Here is a 25,076-nt window from a genome sequence, read left to right on the forward strand (position 1 = left end):
GAGTCAACGGTGACCACCACAGAAGTCGCGGATGTCGCGGCCGCCCTGCGCCACGCGATACGAAGCAGCGACCCGCGCCTGTCGAAGTTCAACCCGCTCGCTCGCATCCTCACGTTCGACGACTTCAACGACGGGGCCCACGGATGGGTGGAGCTCGGCGGCAACTACAACGGACGCGGTGACCTGGATTCCATGGACGAGCACTTCCGGGACTTCCGTCCTCCGCAGCTGTCCAACCAGAACTTCTTCGATGTGGGAACGCATGGCGGCATGGGCGGCACGTACTCGCTGAAGCTGGCGACCCGGCAGGCGCCCGGCCACACCGCCACTGCCATCCGCCGGCTGACGATGGCGGGCCGCGGTCTGCTGCAGATCGAGGCGCACCTGGCCTGGAAGGTGGAGGCCAACCTCGGCGGCGGCGAGGAGGCGAACACATACGGCGATATCACCTGGGACGCGAACTCGCACCCGTCCGAAGCGCAGTTCGGCGCCTTCACCGTCGCCACGGACCTGTGCCACGAAGGCGTCCGCTACCACAATGTGATGCGATTCCAGAACTCCGACGAGCAGGGCCGGATCGTGCAGAAGTGGATGTACCCGGTCGTCGCCGAACCCACGCCGCATGAGCGCTTCGAGGGCAAGCACGATCACGGCCGCTACGCCGACTTCACTGCGCCCGACCCCGACGACTGGCGCTATCTGGACGATCGGCGCCAGGAGGCGTGCTACAACGAGGTGCCCACCAAGGTGAACTGGCACTACCTGCGATTCACCATCGACACCTCCACGCGATCCAACGTCGAGCTTCAGTTCAACAACGACGTCTACGACCTCCGCGACGTGCCGGTGCCGCCCTATGCCGAGAAGTACGAGTCGCTCGAGAGCCTGCTGAACTTCTACTTCTCGGTGCGCACCCTCGCACCGCATCGCAACTTCCTCTTCCTCGACTCCGTCGTCATCTCGGCAGATTGGTGAGCACGAACATGCGTCAGTCTCAGAGCGCAGTCATGGAACGCGGCGTCGAACTCGTCGACGTCCACGAGACCGAGCCCTTCGAGGTCGCCTGGGCGGGTGAGGCCCGGTGGTACGTCCAATTCCTGCAGCCGGCCGACGACACCCAGGTGGAGTTCCGGGTTCAGATCTCCGCCGACGGGATCAATTGGCTGGACCACGAGGGCATCGCCCCGATCTCGTCCACGGCTGCGGGGTGGCGCTCCATCCCCGTCGAGCGCTTCGGGCACTGGCTCAGGCTGCGCACGACGCGCACCAGCGGTGTCGGTGCGCCGACGCTGCGGATCTATCTTGAGTTGAAGGAGTGACCGAGGAGTCCAGGATGCCCAGAACAACGTCGAGTCCGCGACGGCGAACCCTGCAGGATGTCGCCGACGCGGTGGGCCTGTCGGTGAACACCGTCTCCCGCGCCCTGCGCGACGCGTCGGGCGTGAGCGACGCCGCGCGCGAGCGCATCAAGGCGGAGGCCCAGCGGCTCGGGTACGTGCCGAACGCGCACGCCCGCTCCCTCGTCCTGGGGTCGCACAAGATGATCGGCGTGATCCTCACCGATCTCGCCAACCCGTTCTTCAACGACCTCGTCACTGAGATCGAGGAGCAGACGATCGCCGCGGGCTACACCATCGTCCTGCTGCTCTCGGATGAGGATCCCGAACGCGAGCAGGATGCCGTCGACACGGCGCTGCAGTCGGGCGTCGACGGCATCCTCGCAGTACCGGTGCAGGGACGCAACAACCCGTGGTCCGCGGTCGTGCACGCCGGCGTGCCACTCGTGCTCATGGCGCGAGAGATGCCCGGACTGGACGTCGACCTCTACTCCACCGACAACGAGGCCGGTCGCATCATGACCACGGAGGCCGCCCTCTCCCACGGCGCTCGGGACATCGTGCTCCTCGAGGAGGACCTGCGGATCTCCACGGTCACGCATCGACTGGACGCCTACCGGAAGGTGCTCGAGGCTCACGGCATCCCGTTCGACTCCAAGCGCATCGCCGCGGTCCCCTCACGGCGGACGGCACGCGGCGCTTCTCTGTGGCGAGGCGAGGACGCCTACCGGGTCGTCAGCGACCTGCTCGACACCGGCCGTCTGCCCGACGCGTTCCTCGTCGGCAACGACTACTTCGCCCTGGGCCTGTACGCGGCGCTCCGCGAGCGCGGCATCCGCGTTCCCGACGACGTCGTGGTGATCGGCTGGGGCGACTATCCGTTCTCCCGCTATCTGGATCCGCCGCTCTCCACGCTGCGCCTTCCCGCCGTCGATGTCGCCCGCCTGGCGACCACCCGCCTCCTCTCCCTGCTCGACGGAACCGCCGAACCCGGACCCGTCGTCGAGTACATCCCGCCGGAGCTCATCCTCCGAGCCTCCACGCAACGCTGACTGACAGGAGTCCTCCATGCCGAACTTCGCCGCCGTGATGCCCGAGCTGGGCAGCATCGAGATACGGGATGTCGGCGATCAGCCGCTGGGGCCGCGAGACGCACGCGTGCGCATCGAGTCGGTCGGCGTCTGCGGGTCGGACACGGCGTACTTCACCGTGGGCCGCATCGGCGACTGGATCGTCGACGGACCCATCATCCTCGGCCACGAGTGCGCAGGGCAGGTCATCGAGACCGGCTCCGAGGTCACCGCCGTCGCCGTCGGGGACCGGGTGGCGATCGAGCCCGGAAAGCCCTGCCGCGACTGCGCGGAGTGCATGGCAGGGCGCTACCATCTCTGCCCGGACCTGATCTTCTTCGCGACGCCGCCGTACGACGGTTCGCTCGTGCAGCGGATGGTGATCGACGAACGGCAGCTCTTCCGGATCCCGGACGCGATGAGCTATGACGAAGGAGCTCTCTGCGAGCCGCTCTCGGTGGGCATCTGGGCCTGTCACAGGGCGGACCTGGTGCCCGGTGATCGGGTTCTGGTCACCGGTGCGGGCCCTGTCGGACTCTTCGCCGCGCAGGCGGCGCGGGCCTTCGGCGCCAGGTCCGTGACCGTCTCGGACATCGCGGACTTCCGTCTCGGCATCGCCTCCTCGCTGGGCTTCGACACGGAGAAGCCGGGCGAGAGCGACAGTCGCGATCACGACGTGCTGCTGGAGTGCTCGGGAGCGCCGACAGCGCTCGCGGATGGCCTGTGGCGACTGGGCACCAACGGGCGCGCCGCCATGGTGGGCATGCCCAAGCAGGACGTGAGCCTTCCGCTGTCCCGGCTCAACGTCAACGAGCTCACCATCGGGCTCGTCAACCGCTACGCGCACACCTGGCCGATGGCCATCGAGCTCATCTCCAGTGGTCGGGTGGAGGCCTCCTCGCTCGTGACGCACCATTTCGCACTCGACGGGACGGCGGACGCGCTCCTGCTCGCGAAGCACGTGCCCGACTCGGTGAAGGCCGTCATCCACCCGCAGCAGCTCTCCTGACGCCGGCGCCGCACCTCCGCCGCGTTCCAGATGCGTCGCTGCGCATCCTCGCCCCTGCTCAGCGACACCGCCCCTGCTCAGCTGCGCAACTGAACACGGGCGGCGACGGCCAGCAGGGGCGGGGACGACCTGGGCGGGGCGCGTCAGCGCGCGGACTGGCCCCAGGAGGTCGAGTTGCCGGGGCGGCTGATGGTCTGCGGCACGCCCCAGGGGTTGGCGTCCTGCAGGGGGGCGGGCAGCAGCGCCTGCGGGGCGCCCTGGTAGGCCACGCCGCGCAGGAAGCGCGTGATGGCGGCGGTGCCGACGCTGGTGCCGTCGCTCGTGGTCGCCGGATACGGGCCGCCGTGCTGCATGGCGGGGGTCACAGACACGCCGGTCGGCCAGCCGCCGAACAGCACGCGGCCGCTGGTCTCGGCCAGTTTCTCGACGAGGTCGCTCAGCGAGCCGTCCTCCAACTCGGACGAGCGCGCGTGCACGGTCGAGGTCAGGTTGCCGGGGAACAGTTCGGCGTGCAGCGCGGGCAGCTGGTCACGGTCTGAATACCGCACGACGACCGACAACGGCCCGAACGACTCGTCCAGCAGCGCGTCGCGGTCGGCCAGCAGCGTGTCCACGTCGACGGCCACGACCGTGGGCGTCGCGAACGTCTGCCCGTCGTCGTCCACGCGCACCTCGCCGGCGGAGAGCACGTCCACGCCTGAGGCCCCCAGCACATCGGACCGACGTGCGGAGAACGCGCGCCCGATGCCGGGGTTCAGCAGCCGGTGCTCGGCCACAGTCGCCGCGGCCCCCGAGACCGACGACAGATCGGCGTCGTCGGGCACGAACAGGAACCCCGGCTTGGTGCACAGCTGCCCGGCCGAGCCCGCCACCGAGGCGACGAAGCCGTCCAGCAGGGCGGCATCCGCGTAGGTCGCGTACACCGGGTTCACGCTGCCCAGCTCGCCGAAGAACGGGATCGGCACCTCGCGCGCGGCGGCGATGTCGGCCAGCATCCGGCCGACGTGCGTGGATCCCGTGAAGGCCCCGGCACGGATGCGCTCGTCCTTCAGCAGCGCGACGCCGTTCTCCTGACCCTCGATGAGCTGGAACGTGCCCTCCGGCATCCCGGCAGAGCACAGTGCATCAGTCACGACGGCCGCGGTCGCGCGCGAGAGCTCCGGATGCCCGGAATGCGCCTTCACGACCACCGGGCAGCCCGCGGCGAGCGCGGCCGCCGTGTCGCCGCCGGCCACCGAGAACGCGAACGGGAAGTTCGAGGCGGCGAAGTTCAGCACGGGGCCGACGGGCTCCAGCATCCGCCGCACGTCGGGACGCGGGCCGATGACGTACTCCGGGTCGGCGAGGTCGATGCGCGCGTCGAGGTAACCGCCGTCGACGATGGTGTCGGCGAACAGGCGCAGCTGCCACGAGGTGCGCCGCAGTTCGCCGGTCAGCCGCGCCTCGGCGAGGCCGGTCTCGCGCATCCCGATCGGGATGAGTTCGCCGCCCGCGGCATCCAGCGCATCCGCGACGGCCACGAGGGCCGCCGCGCGCTCGCGCGGGCTGGTGCGGGCGAACGGCCGCGCTGCAGCGGCCGCCGCGCCCGCGATCTGCTCCACGATGTTCTCGATGTTCTCGGTCACGTCGATCTCCTCAGTCCTCGGTCTCAAATCTCAGCGTCGAGAGCACGACATCTCGGCGAGCGCACGGCTTGTTCACGCGAAGTTCCCGTGCACTCGGCGAGGTCCCGTGCTCTCGACGGAAAGGGGGTGGGCAAAGGGGCCGGGGAGAGGGGGGCATCAGAACACGAAGCCTTCGGGGAACGGGTCGTCCTCGTCGAGCAGGTACTGGCCCAGGCCCGTCACCCAGGCGCGGCCGGTGATGGTGGGGATCACCGCCGGCACAGAGCCCACGGTCATCTCCCCCACGATCCGGCCGATGAACTCCGTGCCGATGAACGACTCGTTCACGAAGTCGGTGTCCAGTCCCAGCTCGCCGCGGGCGTGCAGCTCGGCCATCCGGGCGCTGGTGCCGGTGCCGCAGGGCGAGCGGTCGAACCAGCCCGGGTAGATGGCCATCGCGTGGCGGGAGCGCACGGCATCCGATCCCGGGGCGATGAACTCGACGTGGTGCACGTGGTTCGCGCCCTCGAGGATCGGATGCACGGGCGGGGCCTGCTCGTTGATCGCATCCATGATCTTCAACCCCGCGGCGAGGATGTCGCCCTGCCGCGACCGGTCGAACGGCAGCCCGACCTGGTCGAGGTCCACCAGCGCGTAGAAGTTGCCGCCGAACGCGACGGAGTAGGTGATCTCGCCTATGCCGGGCACGTCGATGCGCGCATCCAGCCGGTCGACGAAACTCGGCACGTTCTCGATGGTGACGTTCACGGCGCGGCCGTCCTCCACCCGCACGCGGGCGATGACAAGGCCAGCCGGCACATCCAACCGGATCTCGGTCACCGGCTCGGTGACCTCGACCATGCCGGTCTCCACCAGCACGGTCGCGACGCCGATGGTGCCGTGCCCGCACATCGGCAGGAAGCCGGACGCCTCGATGAACACCACGCCCCAGTCCGCGTCGGACCGCGCCGGCGGCTGCAGCAGCGCACCCGACATGGCGGCGTGCCCACGGGGCTCGTTCATGAGGAACCCTCGGAGATGGTCGAGGTGCTCCATCGCGTACAGGCGCCGGTCGTTCATGGTCTCACCGGGGATGCGGCCGACGCCGCCGGTGACGACGCGCGTCGGCATCCCCTCGGTGTGCGAGTCGACGGCCTGGATGGTGCGGCGAGCGCGCATCAGTGTCCTCCAAGTAGAGAGCGGGGAGGGAGGGGATGCCGGGCATCCCCTCCCTGAATCATCACACGCCTCAGGCGACCACGGCCGCGCGGGCCCTGATCGCCGCGAGGGCGCGCTCGGTGTCGGCGGTGACCTGAGCGCGCTGCTCGTCGCTGAGCGGGCCGCGCGGCGGGCGGGTGGGGCCGCCGTAGGAGTTGCCGCAGATGTCCATCGACAGCTTGATGGCCTGCACGAACTCGGTCTTCGAGTCCCAGCGGAACACGGCCACGAGCTGCTCGTACAGCGACTTGGCCTCCTTCCACTGCCCTGCCGCCAGCAGGTCGTACAGCTCGACGGCCTCGCGCGGGAACGCGTTCGGGTATCCCGCGAACCAGCCGACGGCGCCGTTGATCATCAGCTCGAAGAGCACGTCGTCGGCGCCGGCGATGATGTCGATGTCGCAGAGCTCCTTGATCTCGTACACACGGCGCACGTCGCCGGAGAACTCCTTGATCGCGACGACCTCGGGGATCTGGGCGATCTTGGCGACCAGCGACGGCACCAGGTCGACCTTGGTGTCGTAGGGGTTGTTGTAGGCCATGATGGGCAGGCCCGCCTTGGCGACCTCCTCGTAGTGCGCGAGGATCTCGCGCTCGTTGGCCTTGTAGACGATGGGCGGCAGCAGCAGCGCGCCGTCGGCGCCGTCCTCGCGGGCGTACTCGGCCCACTGGCGCGCCTGGTGACTGCCCACGCCGTGCACCCCGGCGATCACGATGCCGCGGCCGTCGACGGCGTCGACGGCGACCTTGATCACCTGGCGGCGCTCCTCGTCGGTGAGCGAGGAGTACTCGCCCAGCGACCCGTTGGGGCCGACGCCGCGGCATCCGTTGGACATCAGGAAGTCGACGTGCTCGCCGAACCTGTCGTAGTCGACGGCGAGACCTGCGGGGGCGGACGCGTCTTCCTTGAACGCGAGGGCCGTGGCGACGACGACGCCGCCGAGGTCCATGCTCTTCTCAGTCATGCTGATTCTCCTTCTGCGGTGGTGTTGGGGGTGGATGCTCGGTGCGCGGCGAGTTCGCCGATGCGCACCGACGACAGGACGGGCCGCCGGTCGAAGCGGGATTCGGATGCTCCGATGATGTCCTCGACGCTGCGGCCGCAGGTGCGGCCCTGGCAGGGGCCGAGGCCGGCGCGGGTGGCCAGGCGCATGCCGCGCGCCGACGCGTCCGCGTACTCGACGATCGTGCCGCGGGTGACGGATTCGCACCGACAGACGACGGTGTCGTCATCCAGCCAGCTGGTCCAACCCGAGCGGATGCCGTGCGTCTTCAGCCTCTCGGCGAAGGCGTGCATGCGGCGGCGGGCCCCCAGCGGCTCGCGGTAGCGCAGGTCGGCCTCGGGCACGCCCGCGGCGGCGAGGCCCGCGATCGCGCCCTCGGCGAGCGCGGCATCCGCCCCGCCGATACCGGTGATCTCGCCGGCGGCGTGCACGCCCGGGATGCTGGTGAGCTGCTGCCCGTCGACCTGCACGAACCGGTCGTGCGTGATGGCGCAGCCGAACTGGATGGCGGCCTCCAGGCGCGGGGTGAAGCCGTGTCCGAGGGCGACGGTGTCGCACTCGACGGTGCGCTCCGTGCCCGCGACGGGCCGCCAGTCGGCGTCGATGCGCTGCACGGTGACCGCCTCGACCGACGAGGTGCCGTGGATGCGGGTGACGGCGCTGCCGAGCCGGTACGGGGTGCGATGCTTCAGGAGCGTGCCGACATACGAGCTGAGCTCGCCGGCCTTCCCCGCCGCGGCGCCCAGCTCCCACGGCCGCCGGCCCCAGCCGGCCAGCAGGGTGCGGACGGATGCCGCCTCGACGACCTCCACGACCTCGCCGCCCAGGATCGCCACGCTCTGCGCGACCGGCAGCAGGAAGGGCCCGGCGCCGGCGACGACCGTGCGGGTGCCGAGGGCGATGCCGTCGCGCTTGGCGAGCGCCTGCACGGCACCGGCGGAGGTCACGCCGGGGAGGGTCCAGCCCGGCACCGGCAGCACGCGGTCGTGCGCACCGGTCGCGAGGATCACGGCATCCGCCTCGAGGGTCTCGCCGCGGCGCTGCGCGGCGTCGACGGAGCCGACCAGGGCGTGCACGCGCAGCGGCGTGCCGGCCTCGACGCGCCAGACGCTGGCGGACGACAGCATCCGCACGTTCTTCAGCGCCTGCTGCAGCGAGGCGAACCTGCCCAGCTGATGCTGCAGGCGCGGGTCGGTGAAGTCGGGGTGGTGGCGCCAGAACTGGCCGCCCGGGCGCTCGCCCTCGTCGACGACGGTCACGTCGGCGCCGGACTGGGAGGCGGATGCCGCGGCCGCGAGACCCGCGGGGCCCGCGCCGATCACGACGATGCGCGTCATGCCCGCTCCTCCCGCTCGACGGCGTCGCCCTCGCAGGCGGTGCGCTGGCAGGCGCGGACGCCCTCGACGCCGTTGACAGTGACGACACAGTCCTGGCAGATGCCGATGCCGCAGAAGATCCCGCGCTCGGAGCCCGCCGCGGTGCGCCAGGTGCGGTGTCCGTTCGCCAGCAGGATGCCGCCGATGCTCTGCCCCTCGCGCCCGGAGAGCCGTTCGCCGTCGAAGGTGATGTGCACGGTGCTCATGCCGGAACCCCCTGCAATGTCGGGCGGGAAGGCAGGAAGGGCGTCGGGTCCAGCGGCGCGGGGGTGCCGAGGACGGCGTGCGCGATCAGCGCGCCGGTCGTCGGCGCCAGCCCGATGCCGGCACCCTCGTGTCCGGCCGCGTGGAAGAGACCGGCGATGCGGGCATCCGCTCCGATGGCCGGCAGATGGTCCGGCGCGTACGGACGGAAGCCGTAGTACGTGCGCAGCAGCATGGTGTCGCGCAGGAACGGGAACAGCCGGGTGGCCTTGTCGGCGATCTCCGCCAGCGGCGCCAGCAGACCCTCGCCCGAGAACCCCACGCGCTCGCGGCTGGAGCCGATCAGCACCGTGCCGCCATGGGTGGACTCGACGACCGTGGACGTCTGCAGCGCGGCATCCCCCGACCCGACGGCTCCGACGTAGTCGGCGTCGTACACCTTGTGGAACACGCGCTGCGGCATGGGGGCGGTCACGAGGATCGTGCCGCGGCGGGGACGGATGTCGAGCATCGAGCCGAACAGCGCGGCGGCGTCGCCCGCCCACGGGCCCACGCAGTTCACGACGGCGTCGGCGTCGATGCGGCCGCTCGTGGTCTGCACACCACGCACGCGGTCGCGCTCGACGATGCCGGCGGTGACCTCGGCGATGCGCAGCTGCGCGCCCAGGTGCCGCGCGCGGGCCATCATGGCCTGTGCGGCCAGGCTCGGCTGCACCTGTGCGTCGTCGGGATAGTGCACGCCCAGCGCGACCTCGGGCGAGAGGTGCGGCTCGGCTTCGCGGAGCGCGGCCGAGTCGAGCACGTCGGCACGGACGCCGATCCCGCGCTGCGAGGTCGCGAACTCCTCGAGGGCATCCGCACCGCCGGGAAAGGCCACGACGATCCCGCCCTTGGACTCGAACTCGGTGGCAGGCTGGCCCGGCACGCGGTCGGCGTCCAGGCGGGCGGCGAGCTCGCGCCAGGCGCGGTTCGCTTCGATGGCCATCAGTGCCTCAGCGCCGGGCTCCTTGTCGGAGACGAGGATGTTGCCCTCGCAGCGGCTGGAGGTCTCCCCCGCCACGCCGGTGCGGTCGACGACGATCACCTCGGCGCCGGCCTCGGTGAGGGCCAGCGCGCACGCGGCGCCGACAGCCCCCGCGCCGATCACGATGATCCGCATCCGCCCCTCCTCCCGATCCGATCTGTACCATGTGACATATTACTCGTCTGGACGTGCTTGCGCCACCCCTCTCGAGGTGATGCAAGCGGCGATCAGCCGCCCAGGTAGGCGTCGATCACGCGGGCGTCGGCCGCGAGCTCCGCGGCGGTGCCCTCCATCGTCGTCCTGCCGGTCTCCACGACGTAGGCGCGATCGGCGATCTTCAGCGCGGCGCGGGCGTTCTGCTCCACGAGCAGCACCGTCGTGCCCTGCGCGTTGACGGCCTGGATGGTCTCCATGACCTGCTTGACCACCAGCGGCGCGAGCCCCATCGAGGGCTCGTCCAGCAGCAGCAGCTTGGGTCCGCCGACGATCGCGCGGCCGATGGCCACCATCTGCTGCTCGCCGCCCGAGAGCGTGCCGCCCTGCTGCTTGCGCCGCTCGGCCAGGCGCGGCATGAGCTGATACACCTGGTCCACGCGCTGCGCGATGAGCTTCTGATCCTTCACTGTGTACCCGCCCAGCAGCAGGTTCTCGTGCACGGTCATCGTGGAGAAGATGCGCCGGCCCTCCGGCACGTGGATGAGTCCGGATGCGACGATGTCCCACGGCTTGGCCGTCGTGAGGTCCATGTCGCCCCAGCGCACCGCGCCGGTCTTCGGGCGCACGAGCCCCGAGAGCATGTTCATGGTGGTGGACTTGCCCGCGCCGTTGTTCCCCAGCAGGCAGACGATCTCGCCGTCGCCCACGTGGAAGCTCAGCTCGCGCAGCGCGTGCACCCGCCCGTAGTAGACGTCGGCGGCGTCGACGATCAGCGCACTCATGAGAGCTTCCCCTTCTTGCCGTCATCCAGCAGCGACAGGTCGACGGTGCCGGTCTGCAGCTTGGTCGGATCCAGCGGCTCGTCCTCCACGCCCAGGTACGCCTCGATCACAACCGGGTCGTTCTTGATCTGATCGGGCGTGCCCACCGCGATCTCCTTGCCGTAGTTGAGCACCACGATGCGCTCGGCCAGGTTCATGATCAGCCCCATGTCGTGCTCGATGAGCACGACGGCCACACCCAGATCCCGGATGCTGCGGATCAGCTGCATGAGGGCCTGCTTCTCATTGAAGTTCAGCCCTGCGGCAGGTTCGTCCAGCAGCAGCAGCTTGGGCGAGGTGGCCAGCGCCCGGGCGATCTCCACCCGGCGCTGCTCGCCGTACGGCAGCTGCGTGACGAACAGGTTCTCGTCGCCCTCGAAGCCCACGAAGTCCAACCAGCCGCGGGCCTGCTCGGCGCATTCCGCCTCGGCGCGGCGGTAGCCGGGCGTGTGCAGGAGCGTGGCCCAGAAGCCCTCGCGGATGTTGGCGTGCATCGCGGTCTTGACGTTGTCCAGCACGCTCAGCTCGCGGAACAGCCGCAGGTTCTGGAACGTGCGCGCCATGCCCCACTTGGTGACCCGGGACGGCAGCACCCGGTAGAACCCGAAGCTCTGCAGCAGGTCGACCAGGCGCAGCGAGCGCCAGAACCCCGGCGCGTTGCGCACGATGTCCTTGCCGTCGAAGACCACCTTGCCCGAGGTGGGCAGGTAGAACCCCGAGATGCAGTTGAACGCACTGGTCTTGCCGGCACCGTTCGGCCCGATCACGGCCAGGATCTCCTCCGACTCGACGGTGAAGCTCAGCCCGTCGACGGCCTTCACGCCGCCGAACTGCAGGCGCAGGTCCTTGACCTCCAGCAGCGTGCTCATCGGGCATCCTCCCCTTCGGCGGTGGTGAGATCCTCGTTCGACGCGGACGACGGCACGGCCATGAACCCGGCCGTCGGCGGCGCGACCGGCCGGTGCTTCTTCAGCCACGGCAGGATAGCGGTGGACGGCCACAGCCCCGCCGGGCGGAACAGCATGACGACCACCAGCAGGATGCCGAAGATCAGGAAGCGCCATTCGGAGAAGTCTCGCAGCAGCTCCGGTGCCAGCGACACGAACAGCGCGCCGATGATCACACCGGGCGTGGAGCCCATGCCGCCCAGCACGACCGCCATCAGGATCAGCGCCGAGTACAGGAACTGGAAGCTGTTCGGGCTGATGGCCGACAGCTGCGTGGCCATCAGCTGGCCCGCGACGCCCGCCCAGACCGCGCCGATGATGTAGGCCGTGATCTTGGCGATGTAGGTGTTGATGCCCATCGCCTCGGCGGCGTCCTCGTCGTCGCGCACGGCCTTCCAGGCGCGGCCCATCTTGCCCTTGGCCAGGCGTCCGGCGCCGATCACGCCGACCAGCACGACGATGGCCGCGACGAAGTAGTAGAACACCACTCGCTGCGGGAACTCGATGCCGAACAGGGTGAAGCCGTCGGCGAAGCTCCAGCTGCCGAACGACCAGGTCGGGATGCCGTGGATTCCGGTGGGGCCGCCGGTGATCTTCAGGTTGTTGGCGGTGATGCGGATGATCTCGCCGAAGCCCAGCGTGACGATGGCCAGGTAGTCGCTGCGCAGTCGCAGCGTCGGTGCGCCGATGATGATTCCTGCCAGGATGCAGGCGAGCACCGTCATGGGCAGCGCCGCCCACATCGGCCAGCCCAGCACCGTGGTGAAGATGCCGGAGACGTAGGCTCCGACGGCGAAGAAGGCGATGTAGCCGAGGTCCAGCAGGCCGGCGTAGCCGACGACCACGTTCAGGCCCATCGCGAACATCACGTAGATGAGGGCGCTCGTGGCCACGGACATCGTGTACCGCGAGGCGTCCATGAACGGCAGTACGACCAGCAGCACGACGCACAGCACGCCGAGCGCCCGCAGGAAGCCCCTGTTGGAGGTGAAGATGCCGCCGGGTGCGGCCGGGCGGTCGAACAGCGGGGACGGTGCGCGCAGCGCGGCATCCGCTTTGCTCTGCAGACGGGACATGTCACATCCTCTCGACGACGCGGGCACCGAGGAGCCCCGTCGGTTTGAACGTGAGGAACAGGATGAGGAAGGCGAACGAGAACACGTCGCGCCATTCGCCGCCGAACCACGCGGAGCCGAACGACTCCAGCAGTCCCAGCAGCAGGCCGCCGAGCATGGCCCCGTACAGGTTGCCGATGCCGCCGATGACGGCGGCGGTGAACGCCTTCAGCCCGATGATGAAGCCCATCAGGAAGTCGATCGAGCCGTAGTACGCGCCGGCCATGACGCCGGCGGCTCCGGCGAGTGCCGATCCGATGAAGAACACCGTCGCGATGACGCGGTTGACGTTCACGCCCATCAGCTGGGCGCCCTGCGGGTCCAGTGCGATGGCGCGCATGGCGCGACCCTCGCGGGTCCGCTCGACGATGTGCGCGAGCACGAGCATGAGGACGGCGGCGATCACGACCAGCACGATCTGCGCCGCCGTGATGCGCATGCCCGCGAAGTCGAATCCGTTCGACGCCAGCCGCACGGGGAAGGCCTCGGGGTTCGGACCCCAGATCTGCCGTGCCGCGTACTCCAGCGTGAACGAGACGCCGATGGCGGTGATCAGCACCGCCAGGCGCGGGCTCGAGCGCAGCGGACGGTAGGCGATGCGCTCGATGACCACGCCGATCAGGCCGGTCATCACCATCGACAGCAGCATGATCACCAGCAGCAGCCCGATGGAGGACTCGTTGGAGATGCCGAAGGACGAGAGGGTGGCGAAGCCGACGAAGGCGCCGAGCATGTAGATGTCGCCGTGGGCGAAGTTCAGCAGCTTGATGATCCCGTAGACCATGCTGTAGCCGAGGGCGACGAGGGCGTAGAACGAGCCGACGATCAGGCCGTTCCAGATGAGTTGCATCACAGGCGGATGTCCTTCCGCGTCAAGGGTGTGCGGAGCCTGAAGCGGGGGCGGCTCGCACCGCCCCCGCTCGCAGGATCAGCCCTGCAGGTCGTCCTTGAGGACGAAGTTGCCCGTGGCCGGGTCGATGCCGACGATCACGAAGCCACCGCCGTTGAGCGTGTGGTCCTTCGTGAAGCTCAGCGGGCCGGCGAAGGTCTTGAATCCCTTCAGGTCCTCGAGCGCCTTGCTGACCTTGGTGAAGTCGGTGCCCTTGGCATCCGTCATCGCCTGCGCGACCACCTTGACGGCGTCGTACGACTGCGTGGAGTACGGGCCGGGCGCAGCGCCGGCCAGCTTCGTGTAGTCGGCGATCCAGCTGTCGGCGCCCTTGATCATGTCGGGCGTCTGCGTGAAGGTGCCCAGCACGTGCTCGGTGTAGCCCTTGCCGGCGATCTGCGCGAACTTCGCGTCGACCGAGCCGTCGCCGACGAGGAACTCACCGGTGTAACCGGCATCCGTCGCCTGGCGGACGATCAGGCCGCCCTCCTGGTAGTAGCCGGTCCAGTAGACGAGCGCGGGCTTCTTGTTGGCCAGCTGCGTGGCCACCGAGGAGTAGTCGTTCTCGCCGGGGGTGACGGTCGCCTCGAACGAGACGGTCAGGCCGGCCTCCTTCGCCTGCGTCACGAACGAGGTGGCGAGGTCGGCGGAGTACGCGCTGGCGTCGTTGATGGCGGCGACGTCGGTGAGGCCCGCCTTCTTGGCGTACTTCACCGCTGCGGCGGCCTGCTGCGTGCCGGTGCCGTTGATGAGGAAGACGCCGGGGAGCTTCTGCTTGACCAGCTCGTTGGAGTTGGCGGCCGGGATCACCATCGGGACCTTGGCCTCGTTGAAGATCGGCAGGGTCGGCAGCGTCGCGCCGGAGCAGTATCCGCCGACGGATGCCGAGATGCCCTCGGTCACGAGCTTGTTGGCCGCTGCGACCGCGGTGGTCGCGTCGCAGGCGCCGTCCTCGACGATCAGCTCGAGCTTGCGTCCATCGACGCCGCCCTTCGCGTTGATCTCGTTGACGGCCAGCTGCGCGCCGTTCTTCATGTAGTCGCCGAAGGCCGATTCACTGCCCGAGAACGGGCCGATCATGCCGAGCTTGATGGGGCCGTCGGAGTTTCCGGAATCTCCGGAGTCACTGCTGCCGAGGCCGCTGGAGCAGCCTGCTGCGGTGAGGATGATCGCGCCGGCGACGGCGGCGATGGACAGTGCGCGTCGGATGCGCGGGGTTCGGGTTTGCATGTGCTTGTCCTCCTGGGGTGCGTCATTGCAGTACCGCCAATAGCACGTGACACATTACCGTCCGGGATGCGGTTGCGGAACCCTCCGAGATCGATCCGTGATCCTAGGAACCGAGTTCCCACCCGTGGACACGATCAATCCTCGTCGCGTCCGCTCCACACGCCGCCGACGTGGCGGATGTGCTGGCGCATCAGCGCCTCGGCATCCTCGCCCCGACCCGCCACGAGCAGGTCGACCAGCTCGGCGTGCTCGAGCGAGGTGGAGATCAGCGCATCCGTCTCAGCCAGGTGCACCAGACCCACCAATCGGGTCTGCTGGCGCAGCTCGCGCACGGTCTCGACGAGCTTGCGATTGCCGGTGGCCTCGAGGATGCGCAGGTGGAACGCCGTGTCGGATGCCAGGTACTCGTCGAAGTGCGCGGCCTTGGCGGCCGAGACGATGCGGTCGGCGGTCTCGCGCAGCTCTCTGACCGTGGCCTCATCGAGGGTGCCGGCGACCTGGCGCATGGGCGGCGCCTCCAGCAGCATCCGCACCTCGCTGAGCTCGCGCAGCTCGTCGGGCGAGACCTCGGTGACTTCGAAGCCGCGGTTGCGGATGGGGCGCAGGAACCCACGGCGGGCGAGGTTGAGCATGGCCTCGCGCACGGGCGTCGCGCTCACGCCGAAGTCGCCGGCGAGCGTGGGGACCGTCAGCACCTGGCCGGGCGGGATCTCGCCCGAGACGATGCGGGACGCGAGCTGCCCCTCCACCTGCTCGCGCAGGCTCTCGGCGGGTGAGAGAAGGGTGCCGAAGCCGCTCATCGCTCGCCCCCGGGAAGATCAGTCATGCGTCATATGGTACCGGCGACGGCCGTCACCGGACCGAAACGACCTCCGCATGAGTCCGACGTGTCCTCCGCCTGATGGGTCTGCGCTGCGCGCGGTGGACTGCCGCACGAGGCGCACGGCATCTGCACTCTAGGCTCGACGCATGGACTGGCGCGAAGATCGGATCGGGGCGGCGGCGCGTGGGGAGATCCCGATGCTGCTGGCGGAGACGCCGGCAGGGTGCGCGCCCTGCGGCTGGAAGGAGGTTGGGGTCATGCGTCCAGGGCATCAGCGCGTCGGCGGCCCGCTTCGTAAGCTGATCGGGACGAAAGGACCCCGGATGCGCATGGTTCGCCGTTTCACCGGAATCGCACCTCAACCGTGGGCCAACGGCCGCGGGAGCACCAGGGTGCTGTTCGACGATGCCGCCGCGGGCGCATGGACGTGGCGGATCAGCATCGCCGACCTCGCGGGTCCTCAGCCCTACAGCAGCCTTCCCGGCGTGCAGCGGTTCCAGCTCTCCCTCGGTCCGGGCGATCTCACCCTCAGGGTGAACGACGCGTCCGCCGTGCTCCACCCGCTCCAATGGTGGGGGTTCGCCGGCGAGGATCGCGTCACGGCGATGCCCGACGCAGCAGGGCTCCGTGCCCTGAATCTCTTCGCCCGTCGGGACCGGTGGGTGGGTTCGCTCTCGACAGCATCCGATGAAGAGATCACCGTCACCGGAGCGGGGATCGACGTCGCCGTCGCACTGCCCGGCGACGTCGGAGGCACGGTTCATGCGGTCGCAGGACGCCCTGTCGCACCACTGGATTCGATGCTGCTCGATCCGGGTGCGACGGCGCTCGAGGGCGCGTTCGCCGTCCTGCGTCTCGTGCCCGTGCGCTGACGGCGTCGTGATGCCGGTCGCCGAAGTCTCCCTGCGGATGGCGCGCTACGCGTCGTCGAGGTCCTGCAGCACCCGAGCGAGCGCCAGGGTGCCGGCGGTTCGGTCCGCCGGCTCCGCGGTCTCCTCAGGCGCGTGCGACACCCCTGTGGGGTTGCGCACGAACAGCATCGCGGTCGGGACCTTCGCGCTCAGCACCCCGGCATCGTGACCTGCCCCCGTCGGAAGCATCGGAACGCCCTCCCCCAGGCTCCGGCGCAGCCGCTCGTTCAGCTCGGGGCTGAAGTCGACTCGACCGCTGTAGGACTCCTCGATGATCGTCACCGTGCAGCCCTCGATCGCCGCCGCATCCTGCGCCGCGGCAGACGCGGCATCCAGAAGCGTCTTCGCGTCGGCGTCGCCCTCTCCGCGCAGGTCCAGCCACATCGCCACCCTCGAGGCGATGACGTTCGTGCCGCCCGGGACGGGTTCGATCCGGCCGACCGTGCAGCGCGACGGCGCATCACGATCGCGCAGCCGTGCTATGTCGCGCACTGCTATCGCGGTGCGCGACGCGGCGACGAGCGGGTCCGCCCGATCCGCCATGCGCGTCGCCCCGGCGTGGTTGCCCTGACCGTGGAACTCGAAGCGCCATCGCCCGTGGGCGAGGATGCTGGTGCCGATGCCGATGCCGGCCCCGAGGTCGATCAGAGCACGACCCTGCTCGACGTGGAGCTCCACGAAGGCGCCGATCCGGCGCAGAGCCGCGTCGTCGCGGCCGAGGTGCCGGGGGTCCAGCCCGATCCGGGACGCCGCTTCCGCGAAGGTCATGCCGTCGCGGTCCGTGAGTGCGGCCACACGGGCCGGATCGAGCGAACCGGCGAGCAGACCGGAGCCGAGGCAGGCCGCGCCGAAGCGCGAGCCCTCTTCCTCGGCGAACATGGTCACCGCGAACGGCCGGGTCGGCCGCCATCCGTCGGTCTGCAGCCGTCCGACTGCGGCGAGCGCGGACGCGACGCCGAGCGGCCCGTCGAGTTCACCCCCACCGGGCACGGAGTCGAGATGGCTCCCGGTGACCACGGCGTCGTCGCCGGGGGCACCCCACCACGCCCAGATGTTCCCGTTGCGATCATGCTCGACGTCGAGGCCCAGCCGCCGGGAGTGCTCGGTGAACCACTCCCGCAGTTGCATGTCGGAGTCGTCGAACACGTGCCGCGAGAATCCGCCGCGCTTGGCGTCGCGCCCGATGGCGGAGATGTCCCGCAGCAGGGCGTTCACGTCTGTCTCAGGCATCCTCAGGCCTCTCCGTGAAGTCGCACAGCCGCGACGAGCAGGTCGGAGAGCTTCACCAGATCATCGACCGCGATGCGCTCCTGCGGGGTGTGCATGTCGAACATACCGCCGGTGAGAGTCACAGCGGCGATGCCGGCCTGCGACAGCGCGTTGGAATCGGACCCGCCCAACGGCGACGAGCGCCGAGGGGCGATTCCGACGGCTCGCAGGGCATCCTGCGCCAGGCGCACCGCCGGATGCTCGTCGCCATGCGCGAACGAGCGGTAGAGCACGTCGGTCCTGATCTCGACCGTGCAGCCGGTCGGCTCCACGGACGCCCGGACGGCCGCGATCAGGCGGTCGAGGTGTGCCGTCGCTTCGTCGTGGTCGATGCCGCGCACCTCGAGTTCGACCTCGACATGCTCTGCGACCACGTTCACACCGGAGCCGCCCTTGATCAGACCGACGTTCGACGACACCCCGGGCGGCGTCGACGGTAGAGCGTGCAGTGCTTCGGCGGCGGCGAGGATCGCGTTCCTGCCGAGCTCGGGGAGCGAGCCGTGTGCCGACCGCCCGGTGATCTGAACGGTCACGTGCAGATAGCTGGGCGACTGGGCGGCGACCGCGCCGATCGGCCCGGACTCATCGATGATGATGCCGCGCCGCGACTTCAGGATCGACAGATCAGCGGCTCTCGCACCCACCAGCCCGCGCTCCTCCTGCACGGTGAGGAGGATCTCGACCGCAGGATGCGGGACCCTCTCGTCGCGGAGCCGGCGAACGGCATCCAGGATGGCCGCGACCGCGGCCTTGTCGTCGGCACCCAGGATCATGCCCTCGGCGACCCGCACCACGCCGTCACGCACCTCGCCACGCACGACGGGCCCGCACTCGACTGTATCGATGTGCGCGCACAGCAGCAGCGGGGCGGATGCCGAACCGTCGGTGGCCGGCACGAAGCCGTAGAGGTTGCCGGTGTCGCCTTCGATCCTGGCGGCGACGTCGTCCTCGATCAGCTGCACCCCCAGTGCGGCGAACCGCGTGATGAGCTCGTCCGCCATGGCGCGTTCCCGACCCGACGGCGACGGGATCGCCACGAGTTCGAGGAACGTCGTGGCCACCTCGGGGAGGGCATCGCTCATCGAAGGGCCCTGATCGCCTGCTCCAGCCTCGCACCCGTGTCGCCTGCGACGAGGTGCACCCGATCGTCGACGATGACATCGCCGCCGGTGACGACCGTGGTGATGTCGGAGCCGGTGGCGGCGAAAAGCGTGTGGGCGAGCGGTTCGGCGCCTCGAGCGCCCGCCGTGCGCGGGGATCCAAGGTCGACCGCGACGAAGTCGGCGAGCCGGCCCGCTTCGATCCTGCCCGCGTTCCACCCGAGCGAGGCGGAGCCCGCTTCGGTGAGCATCCGGGCGAGCGCCGGCACGGAGAAGTGGCCACGGTGCTGCGTGATCAGTCTGAGGTCCAGCTCGACCGCACGCGTCTCCTCGAGCAGGTCGATGATCATGTGCGCGTCGCTTCCGACCACGATGGGCGAGCCTGCATCGGCCAGACGCTTCGCCGGGCCGATGCCATCGCCCAGGTCGCGTTCCGTCGTGCAGCACATCGAGATGTGCGTGCTGGTCGAGCCGAGCGTCTGGATGTCCTCGTCGGTGAGGTGCGTGGCGTGCACCGCCGTGGTGCCCGGCCCCCAGACGCCCGCTTCGGCCAGCAGTTGGGTCGGTGTGAGCCCGAACGCGTCGACCGCGGCCTGGTTCTCGGCCGGCTGCTCCGACAGGTGCACATGCAGGGGGATGCCATGTTCGCGGGTGAACGCGGCGATCGGCGCGAAACCGCTGCGCGGAACGGCGCGCACACTGTGGATCGCGGCGCCCACGCGCAGCCTGGGGGTGGGCTCCAGCTTCGACACCCGGTCGATCCAGGCGTCGACCGAACGGTCGTCGAAGCGCTTCTGCGTGCCGGTGAGCGGCGCGCCGTGCACGTCGGCCTGAAGGTAGCAGGTGTCGAGCAGGGTCATCCGGATCCCGGCGTCCGCCGCCGCACGGGCGACCGCATGGCCCATGGCGTTCGGATCCTCATACGGTGAGCCGTCCGCATCATGGTGCACATAGAAGAACTCGCCGACCTGCGTGATGCCGCTCAGCGCCATCTCGGCGTAGGTCGCGAACGCCAGGTCGTAGAGCGTCTCCGGCGTGAGTCTGTTCGCGACGTCGTACATCAGGTCGCGCCACATCCAGAAGTCGCCGACACCCGTCTGACTCTGCCCGCGGATCGCCCGGTGGAAGACGTGCGAGTGCGTGTTCGAGAAGCCCGGAAGCACCAGCCCGCGCAGTTCGCGGGCGCCTGGCGGGCGTTCGGCATCCGGACTGACCCGGGTGATGATCTCGCCCTCGGTCTCGATCAGAACGTCGCGCTCGACACCATCGCCACCCAGCCATGCGAACTCCGCGAACCACTGCTTTCCCATGTCAGTTCTCCTTGATCACTTCTCCGCGTGCGATGACGGTGCGCACGGAGTTCGCCCCGATGCGGTACGCCAGATGCTCGTACCGCGGGATGTCCACGATGATGACGTCCGCCTGCATGCCCGGTCGCAGCGATCCGACCCGGTCGGCGCGACCCAGGGAGCGTGCCGAACCGTAAGTCGCGCCTCGAACAGCCTGCGCAGGGGTGAGCCCGCCGGTACGACACGCCATCGCGATGACCAGCTGCATGCTGGCGACATGGCATCCGGGGCAGATGTCGGTCGCGAGGGCGAGTTCCATCCCGGCCTCGATCGCCCGTTTCGGGTCGAAAGGCTGGGGGTGGTGCACGGAGTACTCCAGGCACGGCATGTAGACGCCGACCGCGCCCACCTCGGCGAGGGCCCTCAGCTCGGCATCCGTCGTGTAGTTCAAGTGGTCGACGCTGATCGCCCTGTGCGCGACCGCGAGTTCGGCCGCACCCGTGTGTCCGTAGGCGTCGAGGTGCAGTTTGACCGGCAGCCCGGCGGCGGCGGATGCCGCGAAGATCCGGTCGGTCTGCTCGTACGTGTAGTAGCCGTCGTCGCAGTAGACATCGCAGGCATCGGCGAGTCCCTGCTCGGCGATGCCCGGCAGCATGGCGACGATGTCGTCGATGTAGGCCTCCTCGCCGCCGTCGGGCGGGAAGGCGTGCGCGCCGAGGAATGTCGAGGAGAGGTCGATGGGGAGGGTCTCCGCGAGGCGGCGGTTGACCTCCAGCAGCCGGTGCTCATCAGCGGCGGTGAGTCCGTAGCCGGTCTTGCTCTCGATCGTGGTGGTGCCGGCGGCGATCATGTCGTGGATGCGCGTGCGTGCCGCGTCGATGAGCTCGGCCGCCGACGCCGCCCTGGTCTGACCGACCGTTCCGGCGATACCGGCCGGAGCCCCGGCGGGAAGCGGAGTGCCGCCGACCTTCGCCGTGTACTCGTCGACTCGGTCACCACCGAAGACCACGTGGGTGTGACCGTCGACGAAGCCGGGCATCACCACGCATCCGGCGGCATCGATCGTCCGGCGCCCGCGGTAGCCGGACACGTCGCCCACGGCGACGATCCTCCCGTCATCGATGGCGACCCCGCCGCCGAGGATGCGGCCGACGAGGTCGGCCGCATCCTCGGCGATGGTCAGCAGCTCCGCAGAGCCGGTGACGACGAGATCGACATCGATGCGCTCAGGCTGAGGCACCGTCAGGTCCGAAGGTCGCCGTCGGCGTCCACCACAGCGGAATGGTGAGTCCCTGCGAAGGGCCGACCGTGTCGGCGACCTGCTTCGCGCGGGCGTAGCCGGACTGCGCGTGACGAACCACACCGATGCCGCTGTCGACCGTGAGAGCGGCCTTGAGGCGGAACGCCGCGACATCCGTGCCGTCGGCGATCATGGTGACACCGGTGTGCACCGAGTCGCCCATCGCGTAGTTGGCCTGGATGGCGATGAGATCGCACATCCCGGAGGCGTTGAGCAGGCCGTTCAGGTACGGCCAGTCCGAGATCAGGTCGGACTCGTCGGGCATCTTCTCCGACTCGAAGGTGGGGTTGATGATCGATCCGGAGTCGAGGTTGTCGCGGGAGAAGGCCACCGGCCCCTTGACCTCGCCGCGCTTGATGAGTTCGTTGACCGCGAGGCCGAACGCCTTGCGCTGCCCGAAGCCGAGGTAGCAGACGCGAGCCGGCAGGCCCTCGATCGGAACGTGCTGACGGGCGAGGGAGATCCACCGGGTGACGATGTCATCGTCGGGGAACATCTCCAGCGCCAGATCGTCGAGCCGCTTCAGGTCCTCAGGGTCGCCTGAGGTGCAGGTCCAGCGGAACGGTCCGCGCCCTTCGAGGAAGAGGGGACGCAGGTACGCCGAGACGAATCCGGGGATCTTGTATGCCTGATCGAACCCGGCCAGTTCGCTCTCGCGGCGGATCTGGTTGCCGTACTCGAACGTCGGGACGCCCATGTCGAAGAACCTGTTCATGGCGGTGAGCTGACGCACCATGGCCTGACGCGATTCGGCGAAGTACGCGTCTCGGTCGCGCTTGCGGTACTCCTCGGCCTCGAGCACGGTGTGACCGATCGGCACGTAGGCGACCGGGTCGTGCGCCGGGGTCATCTCGGTGACGACATCCGGCCGGAAGTCGTTCTCGAGGCAGTACTCGAACAGCTCTGTGGCGTTGGCGACGACGGCGATGCCGAGCGGCTTCTTCGCCGCGGCCGCCTCCTTGGCGAGCTCGATCGCGTGCGGGATCGAGTCCGCGAGCACGTCGGCGTACCCGACGCGGATGCGGTTGTCGATGATGCGCTTGTCGACGTCGGCGCAGATGGCGACGCCGCCCAGCATGGTCATGGCGCGCGGCTGGTTGCCGCCCATGCCGCCCATGCCGGCGCAGACGAGGACCTTGCCCTCCCAGGTGCCGTCGAGGTGGATGTTAGCGACGGAGCGCAGCGTCTCGAACGTCCCCTGGATCACGCCCTGGGTGCCGATGTACTCCCACGGCGAGGCCGTGTACTGCGCGAAGATCGTCAGGTTCTTGTCGTGCAGCTCGTAGAACGTCTTCCAATCCGGACGCACGAAGTTCGTCGTCGCCATGACGACGCGCGGTGCCAGCTCGTGCGTCTCGAAGACGGCCACGGGCATGCCCGACTGCACCACCAGGGTCTCGTCGTCCTCGAGGTTCTTGAGCGCATCGATGATGGCGTGGTACGACTCCCAGTTGCGGGCGGCCTTGCCGATGCCGCCGTACACCACGAGCTGCTCGGGGTGCTCCGCGACCTCCATGTTGTTCTCGAGCATCCGCAGGATCGTCTCCTGCTTCCAGCCCTTGCAACGCAGGGTCTCACCGCGCTGCGCCTTGACCTCGTAGAGGATCTCCGGCGCCACTGCGGGCGGTTCACCGAACTTCACACCGGTGGCGTTCCCGCCCGGATGCTTCGTGGTGATCGTTGCCACTTCGTCCTGTGCGATGGTCATGATGCTGCTCCTTGCTTGTTGTTGATCGCGCCGCGCACTGCTTCGAGCACGGCGCCACTGTGGACGAGTTCGATTGCGGCCCGAACCCGCGGATACAGGACGACGTCCTGCGTGATGAAGTCGAGGGGACGCCCATCGGCCGACCGGGTGGAGCGCACGAGCTCGAGCACCGCTCGAGTGGCCGGGGCGAGCGCGTCAGTGGTCAGGCCCAGCACCTGCAGGCGCAGCTCCAGAGCCTGCGCCGCCATCAGCAGTTCGATGCCGATGACCCCCTCGATGTTGGCGACCACCTGGCGCGCGTGGCGGCCGGCGTTGTTCGCCATCGACACGTGGTCCTCCTGGTTGGCACTGGTCGGGATCGAGTCGACGCTGTCCGGGTGCGCGAGGGTCTTGCAGTCGGAGACGAGAGCTGCGGCCAAGTACTGCGGCAGCATGAAGCCGCAGTCGATGCCGACCTTCTCACTCGCGATCAGATAATCGGGAAGGCCGCGGTTGAGCGTGCCGTCGGTGAGGCGGAAGATGCGCCGCTCGGCGATGTTGCCGATCTCCGTGGTGACGATCGAGATGAAGTCCGACGCGAACGAGACGTACTCGGCGTGGAAGTTCCCGCCCGAGACCGCCTTGAGGCTGCGCGTGGCCGGCAGGTCGGTGAAGATCAGCGGGTTGTCCGTGGCCGCGTTGATCTCGGTCTCGATGATGCCGCGCGCGAAGTCGAGAGTGTCTTTGACCGGACCGAGCACCTGAGGCGTGCAGCGCAGGGAGTAGGCATCCTGCGGCGGCTGTCCCACCGGGTCGTCGTGCTCGGACCCGTCGATGAGCCGGCTGCCGTCGAGCAGTTCGCGGATACGGGTTGCGACCGCGATCTGCCCCTTGTGTCCCCGCGCCTCGTGGATCTGCGGGAGGAATGCATCCCCGAAACCGGTGAGCGCTTCAATGGACATGGCCGCAGTGATCTGCGCGGTCTCCAGCACGTTGATGGCGTCGGCCAGCGCGAGCCCCGCCTGCGCAGTCGAGAACGAGGTCCCGTTCGTGAGCGCGAGGCCCTCCTTCGGGCCGAGCACGATGCGGTCGATTCCCGCATGCTGCATCGCTCGGATGCCGGAGACGACCTCGCCGTCGAGGAACGCCTCGCCGCTGTCGGCTTCGACGTCCTCCCCCTTGCCCTTGGACATGACGATCGCGAGGTGGGCGAGCGGGATGAGGTCGCCGCTGGCGCCGAGCGAGCCGTATTCGGGGACGGCCGGGTGCACGTGCTTGTCGAGCATGTCGAGAAGCGTCTGCGGCACCACGAGGCGGACGGCCGAGTAGCCGCGGGTGAGGCTCACGGCCCGGACCAGCATGGAACCGCGCACCACATCCTCATCGAGGTAGCGTCCGATGCCGCTGGCGTTGGACAGGATGAGCCGGCGGGAGAGCTCGTAGGCATCCTCGATGTCCCCGAAGGCCTGGCGGCCGGCGAGCGAGCCGAAACCGGTGTTGATGCTGTACACCGGCGCGACCTCTTCACCGGCGCGCATCGCGTCGGTGATGTCGGTGAGCCAGCTCTCACTGCCGGCCATGGCCGTGATGGCTTCGGGAGCGATGCGCACCCCGGCGTCACCTCGCACGACGGCGAGGAATTGCTCGAGAGTGATGGGCTGAGCCCCGATGGTGATGGCAGTCATTTCGCTCCT

The 25,076-nt window shown here is 69.3% G+C and carries 23 protein-coding genes; 5 read left to right on the forward strand and 18 right to left on the reverse strand.

Annotation, left to right across the window (positions count from 1 at the left end; all coding sequences use genetic code 11):
- Window positions 1–9 precede the first annotated feature (9 nt).
- Genes Q0568_RS03965 through Q0568_RS03980 form a run of 4 tightly spaced genes read left to right on the forward strand, consistent with a single transcriptional unit; the run spans window position 10 to window position 3,416 of the window.
- The gene (locus Q0568_RS03965; RefSeq protein WP_298862588.1) at window positions 10–975 is read left to right on the forward strand and encodes a DUF6772 family protein; all 966 of its coding nucleotides are present in this window, start codon (window positions 10–12) and stop codon (window positions 973–975) included.
- Window positions 976–1,007: 32 nt separating this feature from the next.
- Window positions 1,008–1,319: a hypothetical protein gene (locus tag Q0568_RS03970; RefSeq protein WP_298862591.1), complete on the forward strand. Its 312-nt coding sequence runs from the start codon at window positions 1,008–1,010 to the stop codon at window positions 1,317–1,319.
- Window positions 1,320–1,333: 14 nt separating this feature from the next.
- Complete coding sequence (locus tag Q0568_RS03975; RefSeq protein ID WP_298862594.1) at window positions 1,334–2,389, forward strand: LacI family DNA-binding transcriptional regulator; 1,056 nt, start codon at window positions 1,334–1,336, stop codon at window positions 2,387–2,389.
- A 16-nt stretch (window positions 2,390–2,405) separates the two neighbouring features.
- Window positions 2,406–3,416: an NAD(P)-dependent alcohol dehydrogenase gene (locus Q0568_RS03980; RefSeq protein ID WP_298862597.1), complete on the forward strand. Its 1,011-nt coding sequence runs from the start codon at window positions 2,406–2,408 to the stop codon at window positions 3,414–3,416.
- A 143-nt stretch (window positions 3,417–3,559) separates the two neighbouring features.
- Here Q0568_RS03980 and Q0568_RS03985 read toward each other — a convergent pair whose 3' ends face one another.
- The 12 genes from Q0568_RS03985 to Q0568_RS04040 all read right to left on the reverse strand — a co-directional run bounded on the left by Q0568_RS03985 (window position 3,560) and on the right by Q0568_RS04040 (window position 15,803).
- Window positions 3,560–5,041 carry an aldehyde dehydrogenase (NADP(+)) gene (locus Q0568_RS03985; protein WP_298862600.1) on the reverse strand — a complete coding sequence of 494 codons (1,482 nt, stop codon included), beginning with the start codon at window positions 5,039–5,041 and terminating at the stop codon, window positions 3,560–3,562.
- A 156-nt stretch (window positions 5,042–5,197) separates the two neighbouring features.
- On the reverse strand, window positions 5,198–6,199 hold the full coding sequence (locus Q0568_RS03990; RefSeq protein WP_298862603.1) for a proline racemase family protein: 1,002 nt from the start codon (window positions 6,197–6,199) through the stop codon (window positions 5,198–5,200).
- A 70-nt stretch (window positions 6,200–6,269) separates the two neighbouring features.
- A complete protein-coding gene (locus Q0568_RS03995; RefSeq protein ID WP_298862606.1) occupies window positions 6,270–7,202 on the reverse strand; it encodes a dihydrodipicolinate synthase family protein in 933 nt (310 codons plus the stop codon).
- Entirely contained in the window at window positions 7,199–8,578 is a 1,380-nt protein-coding gene (locus Q0568_RS04000; protein ID WP_298862610.1) for an NAD(P)/FAD-dependent oxidoreductase, read from the reverse strand. The genes Q0568_RS03995 and Q0568_RS04000 overlap by 4 nt, the downstream gene beginning before the upstream one ends.
- Complete coding sequence (locus Q0568_RS04005; protein WP_298862613.1) at window positions 8,575–8,823, reverse strand: (2Fe-2S)-binding protein; 249 nt, start codon at window positions 8,821–8,823, stop codon at window positions 8,575–8,577. Before Q0568_RS04005 ends, Q0568_RS04000 begins: the two co-directional genes overlap by 4 nt.
- Window positions 8,820–9,980 (reverse strand): FAD-binding oxidoreductase, encoded by a 1,161-nt coding sequence (locus tag Q0568_RS04010; protein ID WP_298862616.1) that lies wholly within the window; start codon window positions 9,978–9,980, stop codon window positions 8,820–8,822. Before Q0568_RS04010 ends, Q0568_RS04005 begins: the two co-directional genes overlap by 4 nt.
- Before the next feature lie 92 nt (window positions 9,981–10,072).
- Window positions 10,073–10,783, reverse strand: coding sequence for an ABC transporter ATP-binding protein (locus Q0568_RS04015; protein ID WP_298862619.1), 711 nt, complete (start codon window positions 10,781–10,783; stop codon window positions 10,073–10,075).
- Window positions 10,780–11,691, reverse strand: coding sequence for an ABC transporter ATP-binding protein (locus Q0568_RS04020; RefSeq protein WP_298862622.1), 912 nt, complete (start codon window positions 11,689–11,691; stop codon window positions 10,780–10,782). The genes Q0568_RS04015 and Q0568_RS04020 overlap by 4 nt, the downstream gene beginning before the upstream one ends.
- Complete coding sequence (locus tag Q0568_RS04025; protein WP_298862624.1) at window positions 11,688–12,845, reverse strand: branched-chain amino acid ABC transporter permease; 1,158 nt, start codon at window positions 12,843–12,845, stop codon at window positions 11,688–11,690. The genes Q0568_RS04020 and Q0568_RS04025 overlap by 4 nt, the downstream gene beginning before the upstream one ends.
- A gap of 1 nt (window position 12,846) precedes the next feature.
- Window positions 12,847–13,734: a branched-chain amino acid ABC transporter permease gene (locus Q0568_RS04030; protein WP_298862627.1), complete on the reverse strand. Its 888-nt coding sequence runs from the start codon at window positions 13,732–13,734 to the stop codon at window positions 12,847–12,849.
- Between the two features lie 78 nt (window positions 13,735–13,812).
- Window positions 13,813–15,003 (reverse strand): branched-chain amino acid ABC transporter substrate-binding protein, encoded by a 1,191-nt coding sequence (locus Q0568_RS04035; RefSeq protein ID WP_298862630.1) that lies wholly within the window; start codon window positions 15,001–15,003, stop codon window positions 13,813–13,815.
- A gap of 134 nt (window positions 15,004–15,137) precedes the next feature.
- Entirely contained in the window at window positions 15,138–15,803 is a 666-nt protein-coding gene (locus Q0568_RS04040; RefSeq protein WP_298862633.1) for a GntR family transcriptional regulator, read from the reverse strand.
- 346 nt (window positions 15,804–16,149) lie between these two features.
- Between Q0568_RS04040 and Q0568_RS04045 the strand changes: the two genes are divergently transcribed.
- Window positions 16,150–16,698 carry a HutD family protein gene (locus tag Q0568_RS04045; RefSeq protein WP_298862636.1) on the forward strand — a complete coding sequence of 183 codons (549 nt, stop codon included), beginning with the start codon at window positions 16,150–16,152 and terminating at the stop codon, window positions 16,696–16,698.
- A gap of 45 nt (window positions 16,699–16,743) precedes the next feature.
- On the opposite strand, the gene Q0568_RS04050 is transcribed toward Q0568_RS04045, so the two are convergent.
- Genes Q0568_RS04050 through Q0568_RS04075 form a run of 6 tightly spaced genes read right to left on the reverse strand, consistent with a single transcriptional unit; the run spans window position 16,744 to window position 25,067 of the window.
- Entirely contained in the window at window positions 16,744–17,967 is a 1,224-nt protein-coding gene (locus Q0568_RS04050) for an allantoate amidohydrolase (protein WP_298862639.1), read from the reverse strand.
- A 2-nt stretch (window positions 17,968–17,969) separates the two neighbouring features.
- The gene (locus Q0568_RS04055) at window positions 17,970–19,088 is read right to left on the reverse strand and encodes a M20/M25/M40 family metallo-hydrolase (RefSeq protein WP_298862642.1); all 1,119 of its coding nucleotides are present in this window, start codon (window positions 19,086–19,088) and stop codon (window positions 17,970–17,972) included.
- Window positions 19,085–20,416 carry a formimidoylglutamate deiminase gene (locus tag Q0568_RS04060; RefSeq protein WP_298862645.1) on the reverse strand — a complete coding sequence of 444 codons (1,332 nt, stop codon included), beginning with the start codon at window positions 20,414–20,416 and terminating at the stop codon, window positions 19,085–19,087. Before Q0568_RS04060 ends, Q0568_RS04055 begins: the two co-directional genes overlap by 4 nt.
- Before the next feature lies 1 nt (window position 20,417).
- A complete protein-coding gene (gene hutI / locus Q0568_RS04065) occupies window positions 20,418–21,635 on the reverse strand; it encodes an imidazolonepropionase (protein WP_298862648.1) in 1,218 nt (405 codons plus the stop codon).
- Entirely contained in the window at window positions 21,622–23,403 is a 1,782-nt protein-coding gene (locus tag Q0568_RS04070; protein ID WP_298862651.1) for a urocanate hydratase, read from the reverse strand. The genes hutI and Q0568_RS04070 overlap by 14 nt, the downstream gene beginning before the upstream one ends.
- Window positions 23,400–25,067, reverse strand: a complete 1,668-nt coding sequence (locus Q0568_RS04075; protein WP_298862654.1) for a histidine ammonia-lyase — start codon at window positions 25,065–25,067, stop codon at window positions 23,400–23,402. The genes Q0568_RS04070 and Q0568_RS04075 overlap by 4 nt, the downstream gene beginning before the upstream one ends.
- Window positions 25,068–25,076 lie beyond the last annotated feature (9 nt).

Origin of the sequence: uncultured Microbacterium sp. (genome assembly GCF_937927635.1) — a bacterium.
Taxonomy (GTDB): Bacteria; Actinomycetota; Actinomycetes; order Actinomycetales; family Microbacteriaceae; genus Microbacterium.